This window comes from Micromonospora sp. NBC_00860, from assembly GCF_045207375.1.
GTDB lineage: Bacteria > Actinomycetota > Actinomycetes > Mycobacteriales > Micromonosporaceae > Micromonospora > Micromonospora vinacea.
This window is the reverse complement of sequence record NZ_CP108825.1, coordinates 2,689,159-2,703,470: the sequence shown is the minus strand read 5'-3', so window position 1 is coordinate 2,703,470 and position 14,312 is coordinate 2,689,159. Positions and strand designations below refer to the sequence as shown.

Sequence of the window (14,312 nt, the reverse complement as noted above, 5' to 3'; positions counted from 1 at the left end):
ATGTCACGGTACGACTGGGGTAAGACGCACCCGGGCATCGAACGGTTGGAGCGGGCGGTGACCGACCGGCGCGACGCCGTGGTCAAGCACCCGCTCTACGCCAACCTCGACACCCACCAGGCGCTGGTCACCTTCATGGAGCACCACGTCTTCGCGGTCTGGGACTTCATGTCCCTGCTGAAGTCGCTGCAACGGCAACTGACCTGCGTCACAGTGCCGTGGATCCCGACCGGGCCGACCGGCAGCCGCCGCCTCATCAACGACATCGTGATGGTCGAGGAGAGCGACGAACTGGGCGGCGGCTACATCAGCCACTTCGAGCTGTACGTGCAGGGCATGGCCGAGGCCGGCGCGGACACCACAGCGGTGAACGCCCTGATCGACAGGCTGCGCACCGGCCGGCCGGTCACCGAGGCGCTCGCCGAGGCCGGGGTGCCGGCCGCGTCGGCGAGGTTCGCCGCGACGACCTGGCAGATCATCGAGTCCACCCCGGTGCACTGCCAGGCGGCGGCCTTCGCGTTCGGTCGGGAGGACCTGATCCCGGACATGTTCACCCAGGTCGTCTCGGTCAACGAGAGCAGCGACCGGCTGCACGCGTTCGTCGACTACCTGGAGCGGCACATCGAGGTCGACGGCGAACAGCACACCCCGATGGCCATGCAGATGCTCGCCGACCTGTGCGGCGACGACGACACCAAGTGGCAGGAGTGCGCCGACACTGTCAACACCGCCCTCGCTGCTCGGGCCCGGCTCTGGGACGACATCCTGGCCGCCATCAAGGGGCCTGCGTGACCGACGCCGACCCGGTCCGGCTCTACCGCACGGTCCGGCTGATCCGCCGGTTCGAGGAACGGGCGGTGGAGCTGGTCCACGGCGGGCAGATCGTCGGCGGCATCCACCCGTACCTCGGTCAGGAGGGGATCGCCGCCGGCGTCTGCGCCGCACTGGGTGCCGACGACGTGCTCGCCGGCACCCACCGCGGGCACGGGCACGTCCTGGCCCGCGGGGCCGACCCGGCCCGCATGCTCGCCGAGCTGTGCGGCCGGGTCACCGGCCTCAACGCCGGCCGGGGCGGTTCGATGCACGCCGCCGACCTGAGCATCGGCGTGCTCGGCGCCAACGCGATCGTCGGCGCCTCCGGGGCGATCATCACGGGCGCGGTCTGGGCCCACCGCCGCCGGGGCCGCGACACCGTCGGGGTGAGCTTCTTCGGCGACGGCGCGGTCAACGAGGGGATGCTGCTGGAGGCGTTCAACCTGGCCGCGCTCTGGCGGGTGCCGGTGCTGTTCGTCTGCGAGAACAACGGCTACGCCACCACCATGCCGGTCGCCGGCGCGGTGGCCGGCAGCATCGCCGGCCGGGCCGCCGCGTTCGACATCCCGGCCGTCCAGGTCGACGGTCAGGACCCCGAGACCGTACGCGTCGCCGCGTCCGCCGCCGTCGACCGGATGCGCGCCGGCGGCGGCCCCGAGCTGATCGAGGCCCGGACCTACCGCTTCGACGCCCACCACACCTTCGAACACGCGGTACGCCTCGACTACCGCCCGCCCGACGAGGTGAGCCGGGCCCGGGCCCGGGATCCGGTGCGCATCCAGGGTGAGCGCCTCACCGACACCGACCGCGCCGCCGTGGACGCCGAGGTCGAGGCGATCCTCGACGCGGCGGTGCGGTTCGCCCTGAACAGCCCGGAACCCGACCCGGCCGACGCGCTGACCTACCTGTACGCCAGCGGCCTGACCGCCCGCACCGGAGGTGGCTGAATGACCCCGCGCACCGGAGGTGGCTGAGGTGCCCCGACTGTCGTACCGCCGGGCCCTCACCCGGGCCCTCGCCGACGAGCTGGCCCGCGACGAGGCGGTGTTCCTGCTCGGCGAGGACGTCCAGGTCGGGGCGTCCCTGGTGACCACCGGGCTGGCCAAGCGGTTCGGCACCGACCGGATCCGGGACACCCCCCTGTCCGAGCAGGCGTTCACCAGCTTCGCCACCGGGGCGGCGCTGGCCGGGCTGCGGCCGGTGATCGAGTTCCAGATCCCGTCGCTGCTGTTCCTGGTCTTCGAACAGATCGTCAACCACGCGCACAAGTTCCCGCTGATGACCGGGGGCCAGTGCAGTGTCCCCGTCACCTACCTGGTGCCCGGCTCCGGTTCGCGTACCGGGTGGGCCGGGCAGCACTCCGACCACCCGTACAGCCTCTTCGCCCACGTCGGCGTGGTCACCGTCGTACCGGCCACCCCGGCCGACGCGTACGGGCTGCTGGTCACCGCGATCCGCCACGACGACCCGGTGGTGGTGTTCGCGCCGGCCGGCGCCATGGACGTGCGCGAGGACGTCGACGACCTGACGCCGGTGCCGCTGGGCCGGGGCCGGATCCACCGCTTCGGCGACGACGTGACAGTGGTCGCGATCGGGCACCTGGTGCACGACGCGCTCGCCGTCGCCGAGGAGGTGGCCGACCAGGTCTCGGTGGAGGTGTTCGACCCGCGCACCCTGTACCCGTTCGACATCGAGGGTCTCACCGAGTCGGTGGCCCGCACCGGACGCCTCGTGGTGCTCGACGACGGTAACCGTTCCTGCGGCATGGCCGCCGAGATCATCGCGTCGGTGGTGGAACGGGTCCGGTTGCTCGCCCCGCCACGCCGGGTCACCCGACCGGACGGGGCGGTGCTGCCGTTCGCCCCCGCACTGGACCGGGCCGTCCAGCCCGGCCGCGACCAGCTCGCCACCGCCATCCACCTGACCATGAAGGACGGATCATGATCGACCCGAACTATCAGTGGCCGGCGGCCGACCGGGCCTGGACCGACCTGCCGGAGCCGGCCCGTCGGGCCATGGTGGCCAGTGGGGCGGCGGCCTGGGAGCAGGTCTTCCACGGCCGGGCCACCTACAACAAGCAGTGGCGGTTGGCCCGCCCCCCGGTGCTCACCGCCGACGCCTGGCGGGAGCTCAACGAGGTCTGCGACCGGCTGGCCCAGCTCATCCTCGACGCCTGCCGTCGCCGGGCCGGCACCGCTGGTGAGCTGCGCCAGCTGCTCGGCGTACCCGCGGGGGAGACCCGACTGCTGGACGAGTCCGAGCCGCTGACCGAGGCGCTGCTGGCCGCGTACCGCCCGGACGTGATCTTCTCCGCCGGGGTGCCGAAGTTCGTCGAGTACAACATCGACAGCAGCCTCGGCGGCGGGTTCGACGCCGACACCGTCATCCAGCGGTACGCGCGCCTCTACCGGGAGCACGGGATCCTCGACGACCTGCCGGTGCGGGCCGCGCCGTCCCTGCTGGACCAGCGGTTCGTGGCGATCCGGGAGGAGCTGCGGCTGCCCGAGGGCGCCCGGGTGGCGCTGCTGATGGACTTCGACGGCGACTACCCGGGCCTCGACGACCCGCAGACGTTCATCCGGATCCTCGACCCCCTCGCCGTACGGGCCCGGGACTTCGGCATCGACCTGGTCATCGCCCCGGTGTCCACCGCCACAGTGGACGCCGGCAACCGCCTCGTCGTCGACGGCGCACCGGTCGACGCGCTGTTCCGGCTGTTCGTGCCCAACCGGGTCACACCGACCGCCGGCCTGGACGCGGTGGCAGTGGCCCTCGCCGCCGGCACCCTGCCGATGTTCGTGTCGGCGGCGGCCTGGCTGCTCGGCAACAAGGCCACGTTCGGTTGGCTGTGGGAGGACGTGGACGGGCTGCCCGCCGACGACCAGGCGCTGATCCGCCGGCACGTGCCGTACACGGTGCCGTTGACCGCCGCGGTGCTCGACCGGGCCATCGCCGAGCAGGCCACGTTGGTGGCGAAGCCGGCCGACGGTTCGGCCGGGCACGGTGTGCTGCTCGGCCCGGAGTTGAGCGCGGCGGACTGGGCCGACGGTGTGCGCGCCGCCGTCGACCAGGGCGGCGCGATCCTCCAGGAGTACCTACCGACCGACCGTGTGTCGATGGACTTCGTCCAGATCGAGACGGGCGAGACGGTCACCGCCGACGTCCCGTACTCGCTGGCCCCGTACCTGTTCGGCCGCCACGCCTCCGGCGGCCTGGCGAGGGTCGGCTATCCCGGCTGCGACGGAATCCTCAACCTGGCCCACGGCGTCCTCCTAACCGGAATCCTCCTAACCGACTGAACCACCCCCCGGGCCAATCTCCCGGTTGATCATGAGGTTAGCGGGGCTCTGGGTCGCTCCTGGCCTCGCCAACCTCATGATCACCCGGGTGAGGGGAGCCGGTGGGAGAGGGTGCGGAGGGTTTCGGCCGTTGCTATGGCGTCGCTGCGGGCGCTGCCGTGGCGGCCGTCGGTGCTGTAGAGGGTGGGGTCGGCCGTCAGGGGATGGTCGGTCAGGTGGACGTGGATCGTGTTCAGGCTCTCGGCCAGGTTTGCCGTGTGGGCGGACAGGCGGCGCATTCGCTCACCCAGACCGGGCCGGAGGTGTTCGGGGACCGCCGGGCTGTGCGAGACGTCGAACATGCCCACGGTGATCACCTCGGCGCCCCCGTCGCGCAGCGCGGTGATCATCGCGGTCAGCTCGGCGTCCACCGCCTCCGCGTCGTACGCCCTGTGGAAGGCGTCGTTGCCGCCGCAGACGACCAGCGCCAGGTCCGGTGCGAAGGCCAGCGCCGGGGCAAGCTGGGTGGCCCGCACCTGGTGCGCGCGCAGCCCGCGTCGACCCAGATTCCGGTACGCCAGCTCGGGGCGGACGACGGTCAGCTCGGCGGCGACCCGGTCGACCCACTGCACGTCCGGGTAGCCGGGTGTCGGCTCACACATGCCCTCCACGACGCTGTCGCCGAGCGCCACGAACCGCCGCCACGGGTGCCCGTGCAGCAGGTCGACGGCCTCCCCGGGGCGCAGACAGTACGGGTCCGTCGATTCGGTAAGCGTCGATGGCATGCCGGCACGCTAACCGGCCGGCGGGCTGCCCGGCCAGGCTCAGCCGGTCAACCTGACCTCGGCCAGGTAGACGTTTGTCCGCCCCTCGTGCGAGGAGTAGTAGCTCACCCACAGCAGGTCGTCGTGCCAGACCAGGCCGGGGTAGCTGGTGTCGCCGCCGGACGGCAGCGCGACCAGCTCGGTCAGCTCGCCCCGGTCCGGGTCCACGACGCAGATCGCGGTGCGGACCTCGCCGTCGTGCAGGCGCACCCCGGCCAGCAGCAGCCCGTCCGGCAGCCGGAGCAGCGTCGGCCCGCCCACCTGGACGCCCAGGTCGGTCCAGGTCCAGTCCCGGTACGGCGGCAGTGCCCGGCCGAGCTGCGCGCTCGCGGTGCCCGCGTCCCGCCGCAGCAGACAGAGGGCGGTGCCGTCCGGGGCGAAGACCAGACCGGATTCGTTGGGGTACCCGTCCTCGAACAGCGTCGGCACCCACTGCCGCAGGTCCACCCCGTCCGTGCTGCGGTAGAGCCGGGCGAACCTCGGCTCCCGGGTGGCGTAGCCGACGCCGTACATCGCGTCGTCGTGCCAGGCGGCCCGCCACACCCAGACGCCCGGCTCGCCCACCGGGATCGGATCGCCCCAGGCGTACCCGTCGGTGGAGAGCCAGGTCACCGTCTGGAACGTCTTGGTGGCCGCGCCGGTGGCGACCGCCGCCAGCAGTTGCAGTCGCCCGTCGGGTCGCGCCACGAAGCGCGGATCGCGCAGGTCGGTGCCGGGCCGCGCGATGACGGTCGCGGAGGTCCAGGCCCGGCCGTCGGTCGACGTCAGTACCCGGATCACGCCGTCGTCGCTGAGGTGGGTGCGGGCCTCCCGGAAGGCGCAGAACCAGCTCCCGGCGTACCGGACGAGGTCGGTGAACGCGCTGTGCGGCGCGCTGTCGCCGATCCGGCGCACGGCGGTGACCTCGGCGGTGCGGCGGCGGGTGGGTGACGACGTCATGCGCGGCGGCCTCCAGGTGCGGTGACGACGGTCGACGCTAGCCGCCCCGGGCCGACGCCCGCGCGACCGGCAGCCGAACGTCCGACGAACAACGTGGGGGTGCTGTCGGATTGGCGTCGTGGGCGTCACGGCGTCGGCGCGCTGGGGTGGGCTGATGGCACCCGTCGCCCACGATGGGTGGTGGGCCGACAGCGGAATCGATCGGCGAGGGAGGTGACGGCATGCTCGGTTCGTTCCTTCAGGCCCTCGCGTCGAAATTGGTCGAGGAGATCCTCAAGCTTCTGGTGAAGTGGCTGGCGCCGAAGGCGCTGCGGTCGGTGCCGCACCGTGCCTCGCCGAACTGCCCACGCTGCGGCGGGTACGGGGTGCGCCGGTGGGCGCCCGGCGGCATGTGGATGTTCCTGCCGTCAGTGCTGGCCTTCGCCTGGGGTTTCGGGTTCACAGTGCTCGGTGTGCCGGTGGTCGTGCTCACTGTGGTCGCCGTGCTGGTCTCCGACGGCGTCGGCGGAGTGCCGACCGCGCTGCTCGCGCCGCTCGGCCTGCTGGTTCCCGCGGCGCTGATGGTCGCGGGCGCGTTCGGCCTGGCCCACTACCACAGCTACCCACCGAAGTGGTGCGCCCGCTGCCACGGCCGGTGGCCGCGCCGGGAGCGGGACGAATACCTGCGGGCGTCTGCCCCGGTGGTGACCTGCGGCTGCGGTCAGCGGCTCCGGGTGCCCCGGACGGCGGCCGGGACGCGACTGCGGTGCCCGCGCTGCCGTACCGAACACGCCACCCCGGCCGCGGCCGGGCGCTGACGGGCCACGGCCTCTAAGGGGTTCAGCGGGCCACGCGGCGCTCGGCGAGGAGTTCGCCGAGCACCCGCCCGGCCCACTCGGCCTTGGCCGGGTCCCGATCGTCGAGGGTGATCAGCGCCTTCCACAGCGCCCAGCCTCGTCCTCGGGCCCAGGTGGCGTCGTCCAGACCGAGCGCGGCGCGGAAGGCGGCCCGGCTGGGGCCGTGCAGCAGGGTCCAGGCGATCACTGTGTCGCAGGCGGGGTCGCCCACGCCGGAGCAGCCGAAGTCGATGACGGCGGCGAGCCGGCCGTCGCGGACCAGCAGGTTGCCGTCCGCGACGTCGCCGTGGAACCAGACCGGCGGCCCGGTCCAGGTGGCGTCGAGGGCGGCCTGCCAGATGCCGGTGACGACGTCGACGGGCACCCGGTCGCGATGCGTCTCGATCGCCGCCCGGGTCTCGGCGTCGTAGGTGGACAGCGGACCGCCCCGCCAGGCGCTGTGCGGGCCGGCCGCCGGGCCGTCGGTGGCGTCCACGCCGCGTAGGGCGCGCAGGAAGGCGGCGAGGTCGGTGGCGAACCGGGTCAGGTCGTCGATTCGCTCAGCGTGGGCGGTCCGCCCGTCGATCCACCGGTAGACCGACCACGGGTACGGGTAACCCGCCCCGGGCCGGCCGTGGCCGAGTGGGGTCGGCACCTCCACCGGCAGCTGCGGCCCGAGCACCGGCAGCCAGCGCTGCTCCTTGGCGACCTGGAGGGCGTACCCGGCGCCGCTGGGCAGCCGCACGCTCATCTCCCCGCCCAGGTGGAAGGTGCGGTTGTCCCAGCCGTCGACAGCGACGGGGCGGATCGGCAGCTCCGCCCACCGGGGGAACTGCTCGGCCACCAGTCGGCGGACCAGCGCCACGTCGATCCGGTCGGCTACGACATCGTCGGTCACGGGGACGCCTGGCGGCGGCTGTGCGTTCACCGGTCCGAGCCTGCGGCAGCCGGGCATGCCCCGCAACGGGTTTACCGGGTGGCGACGGGGGTCGGCCGCGCTGGTGTATCCGGGCCGGATGTCCTGTTCAGCAGCGGGTACGCGGTGATCACCAGACACGCCGCCGCCATGGTCAGCAGGGCCGGGGTGAGCCCCAGCGCGTCCACCGACCAGCCGCCGAGCAGCGCGCCGACCGGCAACCCGACGAACGCCAACGAACCGGCGATGCCGATCACCCGGGTCTGCAACTCCGGCGGCACCCGCTCGTAGAGCGCCACCCCGAGCAGCGGGTTGACCGCCGCGATGCCGATTCCGGACAGGAACGTCACCACGAGCACCACCGGCAGTTCGTCGCTGATCGCCAGCGCCACCAGCCGGGGTGTGCCGGCGACCAGTGCGCCGATCAGGAACGTCAGCCGCCGGGGCAGCCGGGGCCCGAGTGCGGTGAACACCAGGTTTCCCAGCAGCGCGCCCGCCGAGAACGCCGCCAGCACCAGCCCGAGACCGCTCGGGCCGGGTAGCTCCCGGGCGACCCAGACCGGGATGTACACGGCCACGCTGGCGTTGGCCACCATGTTCAGCGCCGAGATGACGGCGAGCATGCCGAGCAGCGGCCGGTCCCGGCCCAGATAGCTGAAGCCGCCCCGCAGCGCACGCAGGTAGCTCTCCGGCTGGGCGGGTTGCGTCGGCGCGGCCGGTGGGCGGACCAGGACGCCGATGAGCAGCGCGCAGACGCCGAAGCTGGCCGCGTCGATGAGGATCGCCTCGGTCACTCCGAACACGGCGATCAGTAGACCGCCCACGGCGGCGCCGAACAGGGTCACCACCCGGCTGAGCCCGTCGTACGCGGACGTCAGCCGGATCAGCGGCACCCCGGCGGCCTCCGCGACCGGGCGGAACATCACGTGCTTCACCCGGTCCCCGATGCCCCGCAGCGCACCGGCCACCGCGACGAGCGCCACCAGCGGGACGAAGCCCAACCACGGGGTCAGCGCGACGACGACCATCGCCACCGCGCTGCCCGCGTCGCAGAAAATGGAGGTACGGCGCAGACCGATCCGGTCCGCCCAGGGCGTGCCCAGCGCGCTGGACAGCAGGTACGGCAGGGTCTCGGCGAACGCGACCAGGCCCATCTTGGTGGGGCTGCCGGTGGTGACCAGCACCAGCCACGGGATGGTCACCACCGAGATGCGAGTGCCCAGGTTGGAGATCAGGTCGGCGCTGACCAGGACGACCAGTTGCCGGCGGGGGGTCACGCCCCGACCGCCGCCGCCCGACGGGCCGCGTACCGCGCCCGCAGCGCCCGCTTGTCCACCTTCATCGACCGGTTCACCGGCAGCCGGTCGAGGAACTCCACAGCGGCCGGCGCCCACATCTCGTTGAGTTCGGCGGTCACCAGGTCGATCAGCTCCGCCCCGGTGACCGTCGCGCCCGGCCCGAGCACCACGTACGCGTGCGGCACCTCGCCGACCGTCTCGTCCGGTACGCCGATCACGGCGGCGGCCCGTACCTGCGGGTGCCCGACCAGCACGTCCTCGATGGGACGGCAGAAGATCGCCCAGTTCCGGCGATGCGTGACGATCATGTCGTGCGCCCGGTCGACCAGGTAGAGGTAGCCGTCGTCGTCGAGGTGGCCGATGTCGCGCGTGCGCACCCACCCGTCGACGAGCGTCTGCGCGGTCAGCTCCGGCTGGCCGTGGTAGCCGGCGAAGCTCAGTCGGGTCCGCACCCACACCTCGCCGTCGCGGCCGGTCGGCAGCACCGTGCCGTCGTCGTCGCGGATCTCGACGCGGACGTCGCCGTAGGGCCGCCCGCAGGAGCGCAGCCGCTCCGGGTGCTCCGGATCGTCGGTCAGCCCGGGCAGCGCGGTGATCACCACCGCCTCGCTGAGGCCGTACACGATGCGCAGCACCGGGCCGAACCGCCCGATGGCCTGGCGCAGCCGGGCGGGCGCGGCGGGCCCGGCGCCCACGTTGAACATGAACATGGCGGAGAAGTCCGCGCCGACCAGCGCCGGGTGGTCCAACACCTCGTAGAGCATCGGCGGGGTGACGAAGGTCGAGTTGATCCGCTCCCGCTGCACGGTGTCCACGAAGGCCACCGGGTCCCAGTCGTCACGCAGGAACAGCACCCCGCCGGTGAACAGGTTGAACAGTGTGGTGATCTGCCCGCTGGCCAGCCACATCGGCGAGTGCGACAGGTGCCGCAGCAGCGGGAACCCGGCGGCGCGGAAGTCGGCGGCCAGGGTGAGGATCTGTGCGTAGAAGCTCTCCCGGTGGTGCACCAGCTTGGGGCTTCCGGTGGTGCCGCTGGTCTGCAGGAACGACTCGGGCGCCGGCACGGACGCCGGCAGGTCCGTCACGTCGGTGTCGGCGGTGAGGTCGGGGCCGGCGCCGCCCGCGCCCAGACAGCAGACCGGGGTGCCGGGCAGCGCGGCGGCCAGTTCCGGGCCCAGACTGGCCGGGTCCCGTGCGTCGTAGACCAGGGCGTCCGGGCGGGCCAACCGGATGAACTCGTCGACCTCCCGGCGCGCGGTCACCGGGGCGACCCACATCGTCCGGCAGCCGAGCAGATGCAGGGCCAGTTGCAGTAGCGGACCCTCCACCGCGTTCGCGACGGTCACCAGCACCGCCGACCCGGGCCGTACGCCGTGCCGGGTCAACGTCGCGGCCATCGCCCGGACCCGCGCGGCGGCGTCGGTGTAGGTCAGTCGCCGATCGGCGCCGACAAGCGCCTCCCGGTCGCCGAATTCGGCGAAGAGGTCCAACACCCTGTGCACGTAGGTAGTGGTGTGCCCGGGTCCGTCAGTCATCCGGCAGCCCCCATCCGAGAAATCGGCGGTCCCCGGGAAGCTCCCGGTGACGACGCGACGGTGGCGCGCTCGGGCGACCGCACCGCCGCCGCCTGGAAGCCTAGGCGCGAAACGGCTGGTCGGAACCGTGCCGACGGGCGATCCGAGCGGCCCGCCGGACATTTGATCGCGTCGATCAGGTTGATTGACGCCCGTCAGCGGCGGCGGCTAGGTTTCTGGACCATCGTCCAGGCGGGCGCCGTCAGCGGACGGCCCTGGGCTGCCACACGATGGAGGTTCCATGGCAACGGCAACCCCGAAGAGATGGCCTGTCATCGCCGCTGCGGCCGCGCTGTTGGTCGCCGGCGCACCCGCCGTCGTCGCCAGCGCCGGTCCGTCCGGCACCGCCGCCAGTCGACCCGACCGCGCCGAGTGGGCGGGCAGTTGGGCCACAGCGGTCACCCGGGGCAACTCGGTCGGGTTGACCAACACCGGCCTCAACGACCAGAGCGTCCGGATGATCGTGCACGTCTCGGTGGGCGGCCCCGCGCTGCGGGTACGCCTGAGCAACCTCTACGGCGAGCAGGCGGTGAAAGTCGGTCGGGCCACCGTCGCCCGGCCGAACACCGCGACCCCCGACGACCTCTCCGACATCGACGCGGCGTCGGTGCGCCCGCTGACCTTCACCGGAGCCACCACGGCGACCATGAACCGGGGCGCGGAACTGCTCAGCGACCCGTTGGCCTTCCCGGTCGCGGACGACAGCGACCTGGTGGTCACAGTGCACTTCCCGACCCCGACCGGCCCGACCACGTTCCACGGGCAGTCCCAGCAGGCAAACTTCATCGGCGCGGGGGATCTGACCGGGGTGGCCGAGGGCACCGGGTTCACCACCCGTCCCACCTGCTGCTGGTTCTTCCTCTCCGGCGTCGACGTGCAGCGCAAGGGCAGCCCCGGCGCGCTGGTCGTGCTCAGCGACTCCATCGGTGACGGCAACGGCAGCACCGTCAACGCCAACCGGCGCTGGCCCGACCTGCTCTCCGACCGACTGCTCGCCGACCGGCCGGACAGGCGCACCCCGGGCGTGCTCAACCTGAGCCTGGCCGGCAACCGGCTCAACCACGAGGGCACCGAGCCCGGCGACGGCAACTACCCCGGCTACTACCAGCTCGGCCCGAACGCGGCGGCCCGGCTCAACGAGGACGTCTTTCCCCAGACCGGGGTGCGTACCGTCGTCACCCACCTGGGTATCAACGACATCTGGATGTCGAACGACACACCCGAGGCGATCATCGGCACCCTGCGGCAGATCAACCAACAGCTCCAGCAGCGCGGGCTGACCAGCCTGGTGGCCACGCTGACGCCGTACGAGGGGCACGGGGCGCCGGGGGTGTGGACGCCGCAGAAGGAGGCCACCCGCCAGGCGGTGAACACGTACCTGCGCGGTAGTCGGGAGTTCGACGGGCTGCTCGACTTCGACCGGGTGCTGCGCGACCCGGCCCGCCCCAGCCAACTGCTGCCCGCGTACGACTCGGGGGACCACATCCACCCGAACGACGCCGGCAACCAGGCGCTGGCCGACGCCGTGCCGCTGCGGCTGCTCGACCTGTGACATCGGCCGGGGGCGGCGGGTGATCCCCGCTGCCCCGGCCACCGACATCCTGGGGAGGAGTTGGCAGTGGACGTGGAGGAGATACTCACCGGCCTGTACAGCGAACAGGGCAGACAGGACCCGTACCCGTGGTACGCGGACCTGCACCGGCTCGGCCCGATCAGCGCGGTGCCGGCGCGCGCCGAGCACCGCACGGTGGCCGCCGTCGCGGTCGGCTACGACCTCGTCGACGGGTTGCTGCGCGATCCGGAGTGGACGAAACAGCCGCCGCCGGGCTGGGAGGAGCAGGAGATCCTGCGGACCTTCCAGACCTCGATGATGTTCGTCAACCCGCCCGATCACACCCGGATGCGGCACGTCTTCTCCCGCACCTTCACGCCGCGCCGGCTCGGCGCGCTGGAACCGGTGATCCTGCGGGTGGTCGACGAACTGTTGGACCGGATGGCGGACGCCGGGGAGGGCGTTGTCGACTTCGTGGCCGACTTCGCGTACCCGATTCCGGCCCTGGTGATGGCCGAGTTCATCGGCATCCCGGCCGCCGATCTGCCGTGGTACCGCGAGCGGGTGGAGTGGATCGACGAGTTCCTGGACGTGGCGGGGAAGACCCCGCAGCGGCTGGCGGCGGCCAACACCGCCGCGCTGGAGTTGCGGGCCTTCTACCGGGAGCTGCTCGGGCACCGCCGCCGGGTGCCCGGGGACGACCTGCTCAGCGGGTTGGTCGAGGCGCTCGACTCCGGGGAGGTGGAGCTGACCGAGGAGGAGCTGATCAGCAACCTGATCGTGCTGTTCAACGCCAGCTTCGTCACCACCGTCTACATGTTCAGCAACGGGCTGCCGTTGCTGCTTGCCCACCCGGAGACGGTCGCGGCGGTGCCCACCGACGCCACGCTGGCGCAGGGCTGCGTCGACGAGGTGCTGCGGTTGGCGAGCCCGGTGCACTTCCTGGCCCGCGCCGCGCCGGCGGACACCGTGCTGCACGGCGTGCCGGTCGGCACCGACGACAACGTGCTCATCATGATCGGGGCGGCCAACCGGGACCCGGCCCGCTTCCCGGCCCCGGACACCTTCGACCCGACCCGTCCCGGCCCTCCGTCACTCGCCTTCGGGGTGGGCCTGCACTTCTGCCTCGGCGCGGCGGTGTCGCGATTGGAGGGTCGCCTCGCGCTGCCCCGGCTGTTCCACAGGTTCCCCGCGCTGACGGTCACCGAGACGCCGACGTACAGCGGCAGCCTGTTCCTACGCGGTATCGACACGTTGCTGGTCAGCACCGGTGGATAGGAGCGACATGGCAGTGCACCCGGAGGTGGCGGCGTACCGGGCGGCCCGTACCGCGGCCGGCACCCCGCCGCTGTACGCGCAGACCCTCGCCGAGGCGCGCGCCGCGGACCTGGCCGCGATCCGCGCCGGCAGCGGCGCTGTCGAGCCGGTGAGCGAGGTACGCGACGAGCGGATCCCCGGCCCCGCCGGGGACCTGCCGCTGCGGGTGTACCGGCCGGCCGGGTCGGGGCCGCTGCCCACACTGCTGTACTTCTTCGGCGGCGGCTGGACGCTCGGCAGCATCGACACCGCCGACGGCATCTGCCGGCGGCTCGCCAACGCCGTGCCCTGTCAGGTGATCACCGTCGGCTACCGCCTCGCCCCGGAGCACCCCTTCCCGGCGGCGGTGCACGACTGCCACGCCGCCACCTCGTGGATCGCCCGGCACGCCGAGGAGCTGGGCGTGGACCCGACCCGGCTGGCGGTGGGAGGCGACAGCGCCGGCGGGAACCTGGCCGCCGCGGTCACACTGCTCAGCCGTACGGACGGGCCACCGCTCGCCGCGCAACTGCTGGTCTACCCGAACACCGACCAGAGCGGCGAACCGGCCGGCGACGACGACCCTGCGTTGTTCAACAGCCGTTCGGTCGCCTGGTACCGGACGCACTACCTCGCTGACCCGGCGCACGCCAAGGAACCGCTGGCCTCGCCGCTGCTCGCCGACGACCTGTCCGGGCTGCCACCGGCGCTGGTGATCACCGCCGAACTGGACCCGCTCCACGCCGAGGGGCAGCGGTACGCCGAGCGGCTGCGCGACGCGGGTGTCTCCACCCGGCTGGAGCACTACCCGGGCATGATCCACGGGTTCTTCGCCATGGCGGGAACCTTCACCGACGGGCGGCGGGCACAGGGGAGCGCGGCGGCGTTCCTCCGCGAGCGCTTCGGGCTGCCGTCCGGGCCGGGCGACGCGGGCGAGTTGGTCGAGCCGGCGCCGCCGCCCACGACGTACTCGCCGCCCTCTTCCCCGCTGGCGGGCCCGGGGTCGG

12 protein-coding genes and 1 pseudogene are annotated in these 14,312 nt (G+C 72.8%); 8 read left to right on the top strand and 5 right to left on the bottom strand.

The features are described 5' to 3' along the window. From OH804_RS12340 to OH804_RS12325, 4 genes are read left to right on the top strand one after another with little or no spacing between them, the layout of a single operon-like run. Complete coding sequence (locus OH804_RS12340; protein WP_196922968.1) at positions 1-792, top strand: DUF3050 domain-containing protein; 792 nt, start codon at positions 1-3, stop codon at positions 790-792. Continuing rightward, positions 789-1,760, top strand: a complete 972-nt coding sequence (locus tag OH804_RS12335; protein ID WP_196922969.1) for a thiamine pyrophosphate-dependent dehydrogenase E1 component subunit alpha — start codon at positions 789-791, stop codon at positions 1,758-1,760. Before OH804_RS12340 ends, OH804_RS12335 begins: the two co-directional genes overlap by 4 nt. A gap of 28 nt (positions 1,761-1,788) precedes the next feature. Beyond that, positions 1,789-2,757 (top strand): alpha-ketoacid dehydrogenase subunit beta, encoded by a 969-nt coding sequence (locus OH804_RS12330; protein ID WP_406065167.1) that lies wholly within the window; start codon positions 1,789-1,791, stop codon positions 2,755-2,757. Next, positions 2,754-4,112 carry a hypothetical protein gene (locus OH804_RS12325; RefSeq protein ID WP_406065165.1) on the top strand — a complete coding sequence of 453 codons (1,359 nt, stop codon included), beginning with the start codon at positions 2,754-2,756 and terminating at the stop codon, positions 4,110-4,112. Before OH804_RS12330 ends, OH804_RS12325 begins: the two co-directional genes overlap by 4 nt. An 80-nt stretch (positions 4,113-4,192) precedes the next feature. Here OH804_RS12325 and OH804_RS12320 read toward each other — a convergent pair whose 3' ends face one another. Further along, entirely contained in the window at positions 4,193-4,876 is a 684-nt protein-coding gene (locus OH804_RS12320; RefSeq protein WP_406065163.1) for an SGNH/GDSL hydrolase family protein, read from the bottom strand. A 39-nt stretch (positions 4,877-4,915) separates the two neighbouring features. Next, positions 4,916-5,854 (bottom strand): sialidase family protein, encoded by a 939-nt coding sequence (locus OH804_RS12315; RefSeq protein WP_406065161.1) that lies wholly within the window; start codon positions 5,852-5,854, stop codon positions 4,916-4,918. A 221-nt stretch (positions 5,855-6,075) separates the two neighbouring features. Here OH804_RS12315 and OH804_RS12310 point away from each other — a divergent pair, with 221 nt between their 5' ends. Continuing rightward, a complete protein-coding gene (locus tag OH804_RS12310; protein WP_406065159.1) occupies positions 6,076-6,651 on the top strand; it encodes a hypothetical protein in 576 nt (191 codons plus the stop codon). Between the two features lie 22 nt (positions 6,652-6,673). On the opposite strand, the gene OH804_RS12305 is transcribed toward OH804_RS12310, so the two are convergent. From OH804_RS12305 to OH804_RS12295, 3 genes are all read right to left on the bottom strand, one after another. After that, positions 6,674-7,567: an aminoglycoside phosphotransferase family protein gene (locus OH804_RS12305; protein WP_406065157.1), complete on the bottom strand. Its 894-nt coding sequence runs from the start codon at positions 7,565-7,567 to the stop codon at positions 6,674-6,676. Between the two features lie 71 nt (positions 7,568-7,638). Continuing rightward, complete coding sequence (locus OH804_RS12300; protein WP_406065155.1) at positions 7,639-8,862, bottom strand: MFS transporter; 1,224 nt, start codon at positions 8,860-8,862, stop codon at positions 7,639-7,641. Continuing rightward, complete coding sequence (locus tag OH804_RS12295) at positions 8,859-10,418, bottom strand: AMP-binding protein (RefSeq protein WP_406065153.1); 1,560 nt, start codon at positions 10,416-10,418, stop codon at positions 8,859-8,861. Before OH804_RS12295 ends, OH804_RS12300 begins: the two co-directional genes overlap by 4 nt. A 313-nt stretch (positions 10,419-10,731) precedes the next feature. On the opposite strand from OH804_RS12295, the gene OH804_RS12290 reads away from it, so the two are divergent. The 3 genes and pseudogenes from OH804_RS12290 to OH804_RS12280 form a co-directional block, all read left to right on the top strand. Then, positions 10,732-12,009 (top strand): SGNH/GDSL hydrolase family protein, encoded by a 1,278-nt coding sequence (locus tag OH804_RS12290; RefSeq protein WP_406066518.1) that lies wholly within the window; start codon positions 10,732-10,734, stop codon positions 12,007-12,009. A gap of 66 nt (positions 12,010-12,075) precedes the next feature. Beyond that, entirely contained in the window at positions 12,076-13,287 is a 1,212-nt protein-coding gene (locus OH804_RS12285) for a cytochrome P450 (protein WP_406065151.1), read from the top strand. A 7-nt stretch (positions 13,288-13,294) separates the two neighbouring features. After that, positions 13,295-14,209 (top strand): annotated as a pseudogene (locus OH804_RS12280) (alpha/beta hydrolase); the annotation flags it as partial. Positions 14,210-14,312 lie beyond the last annotated feature (103 nt).

What these genes read in the sequence shown, in the direction of transcription:
- OH804_RS12340 (WP_196922968.1), top strand. Translation starts at nt 1, where the DNA reads ATGTCACGGTACGACTGGGGTAAGACGCACCCGGGCATCGAACGGTTG.
- OH804_RS12325 (WP_406065165.1), top strand. Translation starts at nt 2,754, where the DNA reads ATGATCGACCCGAACTATCAGTGGCCGGCGGCCGACCGGGCCTGGACC.
- OH804_RS12320 (WP_406065163.1), bottom strand. Translation starts at nt 4,876, where the DNA reads ATGCCATCGACGCTTACCGAATCGACGGACCCGTACTGTCTGCGCCCC.
- OH804_RS12315 (WP_406065161.1), bottom strand. Translation starts at nt 5,854, where the DNA reads ATGACGTCGTCACCCACCCGCCGCCGCACCGCCGAGGTCACCGCCGTG.
- OH804_RS12310 (WP_406065159.1), top strand. Translation starts at nt 6,076, where the DNA reads ATGCTCGGTTCGTTCCTTCAGGCCCTCGCGTCGAAATTGGTCGAGGAG.
- OH804_RS12295 (WP_406065153.1), bottom strand. Translation starts at nt 10,418, where the DNA reads ATGACTGACGGACCCGGGCACACCACTACCTACGTGCACAGGGTGTTG.